General features: G+C 33.3%; 7 protein-coding genes and 1 pseudogene. All 8 read right to left on the bottom strand.

Going from position 1 to position 9,594, the window contains the following annotated elements; all coding sequences use genetic code 11:
• Positions 1-504: 504 nt before the first annotated feature.
• The gene (locus F6K22_RS01540; RefSeq protein ID WP_293092548.1) at positions 505-627 is read right to left on the bottom strand and encodes a hypothetical protein; all 123 of its coding nucleotides are present in this window, start codon (positions 625-627) and stop codon (positions 505-507) included.
• Between the two features lie 395 nt (positions 628-1,022).
• Complete coding sequence (locus tag F6K22_RS01535) at positions 1,023-2,492, bottom strand: hypothetical protein (protein WP_293092546.1); 1,470 nt, start codon at positions 2,490-2,492, stop codon at positions 1,023-1,025.
• Positions 2,493-2,528: 36 nt separating this feature from the next.
• Positions 2,529-3,662: a dynamin family protein gene (locus F6K22_RS01530; RefSeq protein ID WP_293092544.1), complete on the bottom strand. Its 1,134-nt coding sequence runs from the start codon at positions 3,660-3,662 to the stop codon at positions 2,529-2,531.
• Positions 3,625-4,977 carry a hypothetical protein gene (locus tag F6K22_RS01525; RefSeq protein ID WP_293092542.1) on the bottom strand — a complete coding sequence of 451 codons (1,353 nt, stop codon included), beginning with the start codon at positions 4,975-4,977 and terminating at the stop codon, positions 3,625-3,627. Before F6K22_RS01525 ends, F6K22_RS01530 begins: the two co-directional genes overlap by 38 nt.
• 1,081 nt (positions 4,978-6,058) lie before the next feature.
• Positions 6,059-6,796 carry an ABC transporter ATP-binding protein gene (locus tag F6K22_RS01520; protein WP_293092540.1) on the bottom strand — a complete coding sequence of 246 codons (738 nt, stop codon included), beginning with the start codon at positions 6,794-6,796 and terminating at the stop codon, positions 6,059-6,061.
• 1,017 nt (positions 6,797-7,813) lie between these two features.
• Complete coding sequence (locus F6K22_RS01515) at positions 7,814-8,533, bottom strand: pentapeptide repeat-containing protein (RefSeq protein WP_293092538.1); 720 nt, start codon at positions 8,531-8,533, stop codon at positions 7,814-7,816.
• On the bottom strand, positions 8,484-8,837 hold the full coding sequence (locus tag F6K22_RS01510; RefSeq protein ID WP_293092536.1) for a pentapeptide repeat-containing protein: 354 nt from the start codon (positions 8,835-8,837) through the stop codon (positions 8,484-8,486). Before F6K22_RS01510 ends, F6K22_RS01515 begins: the two co-directional genes overlap by 50 nt.
• A gap of 211 nt (positions 8,838-9,048) precedes the next feature.
• Positions 9,049-9,594 (bottom strand): annotated as a pseudogene (gene psaB, locus F6K22_RS01505) (photosystem I core protein PsaB); the annotation flags it as partial.

The following is a 9,594-nucleotide window of genomic DNA, read 5'->3' as shown; positions in this document are numbered from 1 at the left end:
TAGGAATATATACTTTACCTCGGTCTGTGGAAAATCAACAGAATTTACGGCAAGGCACTATAAATAGAGTGAAAAAACTATAACGTTATAGTTTTGAGCGCTACATATATGGTTTGGTGTCTAAGTCCGAATCAAATAATTAAAATGGAGAATGTAGTGGGGATAATGGGGAGATAAATCTTATTTTGCCATGTCTAAATACTTTACCTCGGTCTGTGGAAAATCAACAGAATATTGAAAGTCTTTCATTGCTCTCCCTAAAAGAGAGAGGTAATTATCCGTTAATAAAAGCAGCCAATATTCTATAGATTGATATTCATTTTAAGAAGGTTCTTGCCATATCTTTTCAACAGAATATTGAAAGTCTTTTATTGCTCTCCCTCAAAGAGAGAGGTAATTATCCATTAATGAAACCAGTCAATATTCGATGGATTAATATTCACATTAAGAAGGTTTTTGCCATATTTTTTCGACGGAAGACTGAAAATTTTTCATTTGTGTTTGTCAAGGTTGGAATTCATTTTCTCTAAAATTTTTTGCTACTTCAGCAAGTCGTTTTCTTTCCTCTTGAGTTTGGTCGAATTGAGTTTTTGCATCCTCAATCCTTTCTTCGAGTTGTTCCTCCATATTATTAAATGATTGCTCAATAGCTTCTGAATAGTAGTCACGAAAGATTTTTAATTTCTCTGGAAGTGATGATTTTATATTTACCTCTTTTGAGCTAGTTGTTTTATTAAGTGATTTTGTAATTGTGTGGGAAATATCTTTAGATATATTCTTGTCTTAGCTTCAAACAATTAGCAGTTACTGAATAATTAATAATTAAATAATTCAATTTTTCCTACCTCTCCTGGAAAGGGTAAAAAATAAATTTCTTCCTTAAGTATCAATCCTCTCCCTCAAAGAGAGAGGTAATTATCCATTAATGAAAGTAGTCAATATTCGATGGATTAATATTCACATTAAGAAGGTTTTTGCCATATCTTTTCGACGGAAGACTGAAAATTTTTCATTTGTGTTTGTCAAGGTTGGAATTCATTTTCTCTAAAATTTTTTGCTACTTCAGCAAGTCGTTTTCTTTCCTCTTGAGTTTGGTCGAATTGAGTTTTTGCATCCTCAATCCTTTCTTCGAGTTGTTCCTCCATATTATTAAATGATTGCTCAATAGCTTCTGAATAGTAGTCACGAAAGATTTTTAATTTCTCTGGAAGTGATGATTTTATATTTACCTCTTTTGAGCTAGTTACTTTATTAAGTTCTTCTGTAATTGTGTTTTCAATCTCTTTGATATATTCTTCTCTTTTCCTCAAACTCTTAGCAATAATGGTACTCACAACCACTATAACGAGCGAAAGCAGTGCTGCACCAGGTAATAAAAAATCAAATAATAGTACAGAAGAAACGGTAGAAGAAAAAACAACCGAACCAGATAAAATCTGCATCAAAATAAGCATATCTTTCATCGGTTTACCTGTTGCTTGATCTACAGCTTTGTTAATTGCATCATAATTATACCTTTCCATATCTTGTCGGATATCACCACTAAATTCAGGTAAACTTACATCAAGACCTTGTAAATATGAATCGAAATCTAGTTTTAACTCTGTCCACTTTTCTTTTATTAAATTACACCCTTCTACTACTCTGCGAAAAACCAGTCTTTCATAATCTTCGTTGCCACCTTTTTTCAGAGAATTAAACCACCCTTGAGACTTAAGATTTATTAAATATTCAAACTTATCCTGAATAATTTTTGCACATCTATCACTCAGTGTTTCAACCAAAATCAGATCGACTTCCTGATTATCTGGAGTAACCTTATTTTTAAACCAGTTAATTCCTTTAGTAAATTTATTTTTTATTTGATCTGGTATATCTAAAAGTGTGTTTTTAATTGTCGCTTCATCTGCTATTAAACGTGCAGCTAATCTTCCTGTTTTCTTTATAGAAGGAAGATAGACTTCTTCCCAAAAACTATTAGTAAGAACTATTTCCCAATTATCATCAATGAAAAATTCTAATAACTGTTCAGATTCTTGTTTAAATAAAGCCAGCTTTTTTCTTGCCTCATCCCATTCTTGTTCAGCTTCCTCTAAATTTTTCTGAACATTTCCCTCTGCTAATTTTAAAGTATATTCAGATTTTTCCAGGGTATTAATAACAGGTTCGCATCCTAAATCTATTAATACTGACCAAGCTTTTGTTTTAAAAACATATTCCTTAATTTTATCAGTTGCTAAATCCCATTGAGATTCTTGTCTTACCAATTTTACTGTCCTTGCATCAATCTCTGATGAAAGTTCTCTGTGTTTGTTCTTTGTGACGTTACGCATTACTTCTTTAACACTTGATAACCATGCTTCTTCAACAGAGAGTAAGTTAATATCTTCATCATCTTCTTCATCTACCTCATCCATAGCTTGTGCATCTAATTTAATTGATTCCTTGCTATTAAAATCTAGTGCATTATTCAGAAGTTTTTCTCCTTGCATTGCTCTTAAAGCGAGAAAAGCATTAAAGTAAAGAGGTTAAAGTTGAGAATCACCTTTAAATCCGAGTTGTTGAAGTTGTTCTAAAATCGTGTCAATTACAGCTTTGTTTGTTTTAGTTTTGGGATTATTTCTATAGTTAATACTAAAAAATACTTTATTCCCATAACCAACTTCCCTAAGCATAGATAATACTTTAATCTCCGACTGAGAAAGTTGCTTATTTCCACTAATCAAAAACAAAATAGCAGAAGCTTCTTGCATTGCTTGTAAGGCAGTTAATGTATCATATTTGCTGGCAAAAATCCCCGGACAATCAATAATTTTTACCCCTAATTTTTTCAGGTTTTCCGAGTTAACTATATAGGTAACTTCTTCAATAAAGGCATACATCACCTCTTCAAGAGTAAATTCTTTCTTGGTTAAATTTAGCGAATAATTCTTGAAACATTTATTCCAGCGCCTTTCAAAATTATCAGGAAATTTCAGATAATTCTCTATATCTTTAGGCTCGAAGTTAGTCTTGTTTTTCAGCTCTTTTAACATCGGATCGTTATAGTAAGCCAAAACAATCATGGCAAACCTTAACATATCTAGTTGATTTTGAACTCCTTCTGAACCTTTTGCCGGATTATTCTCATATTCTTCTAACTCTTTTCTGACAGCTTGCTCTAGTAAAGTTTTCCCCTCTGGTTTCGTAAAATCAATAATAGATAAATATTCTTCCCGATATTGTTTTGCCTCTTCTTCTGTTTCAGCTTCAGCCTCTTTATTGCTTATTTCTCTTAATCTTCTACTTATTTCCGAGTTAGGTATTGAACGAGCAGTTGTTTCTAAAATTTCATCTAATCGTTCTAATAAATCTTGTTTAGTTCTCCAAGTTATTTTGACACTTTCTTCTCTCGACTTATGAGGATTTTGAACCTTAACTAAACAAGCACTTGTTTTAATTCCTCCTCCTCCTAATCCCCTAGGAGAAACTTCTCGACCATCAGCAAAAGCATTAAGAGTAGTTGATTTTCCTGATTGAAAAGGAGCTATTAAAGCAATACTAAATAATCCCTCATAGCAACGCTCGCGAGTTACATTAATTTGATTGCTTACTTCCTCAGAAATTGAGGGAAAATTCCCTGTTTCACTTAGGAGAAACTTCTCGACCATCAGCAAAAGCATTAAGAGTAGTTGATTTTCCTGATTGAAAAGGAGTGATTAAAGCAATACTAAATAATCCCTCATAGCAACGCTCGCGAGTTACATTAATTTGATTGCTTACTTCCTCAGAAATTGAGGAAAAATCACCTGTTTCATCAAGCTTTTTAACAATACTATCTGCTTTATCTAGTAATCCTAAAAGCTCATTTCGCTTAATATCAAATATTTCTTCTTTATCTAAAAATTTGTCTACATTTTTCATACTATCTTCACTCAATATTGATAAATTATTTGTCAGTAAATTTCTGAAATATATTTTTCGTTGTTCTTGTTGTAATTCTTGTAAGTTGTTAGTTATTTTGACTAAATGTTCTGGCAATTCCCATCCCAAATCAGTCTGCAAGGAAGGGAAGTTAAGCTGATAAAAAGGGTCTAGGTACATATAATAACAATCTATGTAAAAAACACTAATCAACTTTTTAACTTCGATAAATAAATCTCTAATTATCGAAATACTTTCTACTTCACTTTTCCCCACTTTTATTAACTCTTGTTGAGTAGATTGCCAATCCCACTCAATAGGATTAGGGAAAAACTCTAATTCACCATTAATACACCAATAAGCTGTACGAAAAGTAATTTTTTTAGCAGTAATATCTGCATAAATTACATAGGTATAAATACAGTTCAGAATTGAATATAATCTTTCAATATCTGTTTTACTTATTGATTCTGTAAAATAATTACTGTAACCTCTGACAGGATATAAACTATTTTGAGATTTATCATATTTTCCAACAAAGTCTTCCCAGTTGTGCATTTCCACCTCAAAATCATGCTCCCGAAATAAATCAAGGCAATTATCTTTAGCAATCTGAGGTGGGGAAGAAAGGATTAATAAAGAATTTGTATATTGGCTGAATATTTGCTTAGTTTCTATTCTGTTTAATTTAGAAAACCAATTATCCTTATCCCAATCAATTTGTATTTTTTCCCATTTCAACTTAGCATTTTGTTCTTGAAACTCTCGTAATAATTCAAAACGCTTAACACTAATCTCTGTTGTGACTTGTAATTTTATTTGCTCAAGTTCAAGACTTTGTTTGTCAATTTCCAGTTTTTGTAATAATTCCCTCTCAAGTTCCAATTTTTTTTGATAATATTTCTGTTCAGCTTCTCTCAAATCTGAAGATTTTTCAGAGTCTTCTGGATATTTGCCTGAAAATATAGAATCAATACCTTTTATAAATGAAGGAATCTTACTAAGAGGTCCAGTCATATGGTATAGAATTTCTGCTAATGTAGCTATTGTTTGTGGGTCAGGAAGTGTTATCATAATAATTATGTAGTTAAGTTAATTCTAGTTAATATTTTTAAACTTTCGTCATGCCAAAATACTTTACCTAGATTTCTTTAAAAGATAAAACCGAGAAATCCAGTTCATTAAACACCTCATCATCTTAAAATCCACCTCCAATCAACCCAATTTCTTATCACACTCCAAAGCTAGTCAAAAAATCCGAGAAATCCAGTTCATTAAACACCTCATCATCTTAAAATCCACCTCCAATCAACCCAATTTCTTATCACACTCCAAAGCTAGTCAAAAAATCCGAGANCGTCAAATTTTAGGAGATGATTAAAGCATAGAAACATTTGATAAATCCTTCTCTTTGAGTTGACTGTCAATTGTTGTTTGTGTGTGTTTTATGTTCGCTTTTACGCCCTAATAGGCGTTTTTTTTTGTTGACACTGAAACCCCTCAAAACTCAATATCATCTCCATAAATGTCTCGGCTATTTGATTTTGAAAGTCAACCTCCAGGGGAATATCATTTCAGTCAAACCAAATTTTTATATCATGTTTGGATAATTAATTCTAATAAACCTTCTTCCTTCTAAATTTACTCTTTTCCTCCTGACTACTGACTCCTGAGGACTGACTCCTTCCTAATAATTTATAACTATTCAACCGAACATAATATTATACCATTTTCTATGAGTTTTTCATAGAGTTTTGTAGCCCATTAATTACGTTTTGGAAAATAGTAATTAAAGAGATATTAGATACAAGTTTTAAGAGGATGTTTGAAAAGTATGAATTTTGATTTATATCCCCCCTAGCCCCCCTTTTCAAGGGGGATCGATGACTTCTCAAACAACCTCTAAGTAAGTATTCATCCCTCAGCTATTAGCTAGCTGAATAATTACATTTTTAGCTTGAAAATTTTCTCTTAGATCATGTTCAGTTGAACAGTCATAAATAATTATGGAGGTAGGAGATATCTAAAATATTGAGATTAATTCCTTCCACTCCCTTCCAGTCGCAATGACTTTGCAGTAAGTAATTATCCAGACTTTATCTAAAAGTTTATAGAATAAAGATCAACCCTATATTAAATTTAAACCTGCTAAAATCTACACCCCTAAATAAGCGCGACGCACATCAGGATGATTTTTAATTTCTTCAGAATTACCAACAGCTAAAATACTCCCCTGATGCAAAACAATAATTAATTCTGCCAGATTAAAAACAACTTCCATATCATGCTCAGTTATCAGAAAAGTACAACCCATTTCTTGCTGTAAATAACGAATTAATTCCACAATTCTATTAGTTTCTGACTGACTCATTCCAGCAGTTGGTTCATCTAATAAAATTAACAGAGGTTTCACCGCCAAAACAATAGCAATTTCTACCAAAGAGCGATCGCCATGACTAAGATGTTGTAATGGAGTTGTTGCTAAATTTTCAATTCCGACTAAACTCATTACCTCAGACACAGTTTGCTTCAAAGAAATATCACTCTGTAAATTTTGCCAGAAATTAAATTGTCGATCGCCACGAGCAATAACTGCTGCCCGAATATTTTGTTGCACAGTCAATGACGGAAATACACTAGTTATCTGAAAACTACGCCCAATACCTGCTTTAACAATTTTGTGGGGAGACAAACCAACTAATTCTCTGCCATTGAGTTTGACGCTACCGGAAGTTGGTTGCAATTCCCCACTAATGAGATGATACAAAGTAGTTTTACCTGCACCATTAGGTCCGATAACAGCAGTAATAGTTTTAGCAGATAAATTGAAACTCACATTATTGACCGCACGAATACAGCTAAAGTCTTTGACTAAGTTTATAACTTCAAGCATTGTTTTAATCTAGCTTTGAGTAGAAAAAAAGTACAACAGCAAATTCAACAAATTATCATGCCAGAAGGTATATTTGATCGTAAAACGATGTATCAGTATACCATATTCAGCAAAATATTTATTCTTTCAGTCTTCCTGGAGATTTAAAAGCTTTAGTTGATGTGCTTGTGAGAATTTTTGCTTCCTCTTAATTGTATTTCCACAGGTAAAAACTGCCAATTATAAGTTGAATTGTCAAAGTTTTTCTACAGTATTGTGATTTTTGTTGAACAAATTTAAACGTCCAAAGTATAACAATTGTTTAAATAGTGAAGAAATTAAAAAATTTCACCTAAAGCAATATTTTAGAATGCTAAAATATTAATCGTCTATCGTAATAATCATAAAAATGACTCATTTAATTCAAATGAACTGTGCTTGTGAATCATGCTCATGCATGATTTGTCCCCTAGTTGCAGTAACAGTCGTCTCAATGCTATTTTTTGCCATCAAAAAGGTTCTGAGTCCAATAAATAGTCAACCATCAATAAATGATGGCTATGCTAATGAGAGCGTCAATCAGTACAACTCCATTTACAACTAATTTAACTACAAAATTAAACCTGTGACAGACTAGATATTTTGTAGATTTTTGTCTAACCTTTTAGCCAGCAAAAGTTTCTAATGTAGAGCAAAAAAATACTACTGCTGTACCATTGACAAAACTGTAGGACTTTTATAGATTAACAACTTGCTAGATATTATCGCTTCATAACTTTCAGGGTGAACTTCTACTTATAAGAAAACTATTATTAACCTCTTCTTTCAATTTTTTCTCTAATTTTTCAATTCTTGGCAAAATCCACCTTTATTTTCTAAACTAATACTAAACGTATTTTATAAAAATCCAACTTACTATAAAGCATATTTCAGACGAATGATTTACAAGGAGCAAATCCTAAAATTATTGTAGTACAGACATCTTGCCTGGGATAGGTCTACCTTAAGAGTAGCAGGAAGTGCTATATAATCCTCCAGTTAATTGATACTTAAAAGTTCTAAAAATTCATCAACCACTTTATTAGGTTCTCTATAGCATCTTTTCGAGTAAAACCGAAAAACTTTCACACCATTAAGCTCAAAATCTCTTTCTATTTCTTGTTCTTTTGTTTGTCTTTCAGGACTAGGATGTAGATTATCTATTTCAAGAATTCCCCACTTAAATCCTTTAGAGGTTTTGTCGCAAACTATAAAATCTGGTTCTCTATTTTCCCGTCCGTTTGTTGTAGTAATACGGGCAGCACTATTGGGGAAAAAAAGTAAATTTCTGGCGTCAAGCACTTCAGTTATTTTAACTTCTGATTCAAAGTCAAAAAGCAGATTTTCCCATGTAGGATAATTGTCTCTCCTAACATTTTTTAATCTGCTGCTGTTTAATGATAATAACTCGAGCATAGTACCTAGAATTTTAGCATTATCTAATTTAGCTCTTGTTAAATTTGCACCTGCTAGGTTGGCATTAGTTAAATCGGCATTAGTTAAATATGCTCCTTCAAGGTCAGCGCAAGACAGATTTGCTTCGCGTAAATCTGTATTCTGAAGGTATGAGCCTCCAAGTTTAGCATAACTCAAAATAGTACATACAAGTATAGCATTGGTTAAGTCAGCGTGCATCAACTCAGCACAACTCAAATTTGCTCCAGCTAAGTCAGCAAAACTTAAATCGGCTTCTTCCAAGTAAGTATAAGCAGGCACCATGCAATTTTGCTTTAGTCAAATTTGCTGACCTCAAGTTGGCATACATCAAGTTAGCTTTAGTCAAATTTGCTTCATCCAAACCAGCTCTTTTTAAGTGAGCAGAAATCAAGTTGGCATTCTCTAGGTTAGTTTCTACTAAAGCGGCATCACTCAGGTTAGCATTCTCTAGATTTGCCTGACTCAAATTTGCCTCACACAAATCGGCTCTTTCTAAGTCTACACCCTTTAATTCTAAACCGTGAAAATTTCTCTCCCCATCCTGATAACGCTTTAAAAGTTCTTCAGCATCTATAATCAACCTCACATTATAGCGCTACTTGAATCGGGAATAGGGAACACTTAACTGGGAAAAGTAGACTATCAAAGGGTTTCAGGATTTATAACTGTCCGCGCCCTTTGCTTCGACTGCTATATTAACAAGAATATAAACCCATAATAAAAAAACCTCCACCAACAAAGGTAGGAGGTTTAATTTAATTAATCTACTCAACCAGAGTTCAGCTAATCTCTAACAATTAACCAAACTTACCAGCAGTAGAAGCTATCACAAACGCCGCGTAAGTCAGCACATAACCCACCGTAAAGTGAGCTAAACCAACAACACGAGCTTGAACAATAGAAAGAGCAACAGGCTTATCCTTCCAGCGAACTAAGTTAGCTAGAGGAGTACGCTCGTGTGCCCAAACAATAGTTTCAATCAACTCTTGCCAGTAACCACGCCAAGAGATGAGGAACATGAAACCAGTTGCCCAAACTAGGTGTCCGAATAAGAACATCCAAGCCCAAACAGACAAGTTGTTAGTTCCATAAGGGTTATAACCGTTAATTAACTGGGAAGAGTTCAACCACAGATAATCACGGAACCAACCCATTAAATGAGTAGAAGATTGATTAAACTGAGCTAAGTTACCTTGCCATGCAGATAGGTTCTTCCAGTGCCAGTAGAACGTTAACCAACCAATGGTGTTTAACATCCAGAACATAGCTAGGTAGAAGGAGTCCCAAGCAGAGATATCGCAAGTACCACCACGACCAGGGCCATCGCAAGGGAATGCGTAGCA

The organism is Okeania sp. SIO2F4, from assembly GCF_010672385.1.
Taxonomy (GTDB): domain Bacteria; phylum Cyanobacteriota; class Cyanobacteriia; order Cyanobacteriales; family Microcoleaceae; genus Trichodesmium.
The sequence above is the reverse complement of the archived record's forward strand: the minus strand, read 5'-3'. Positions and strand labels throughout refer to the sequence as shown.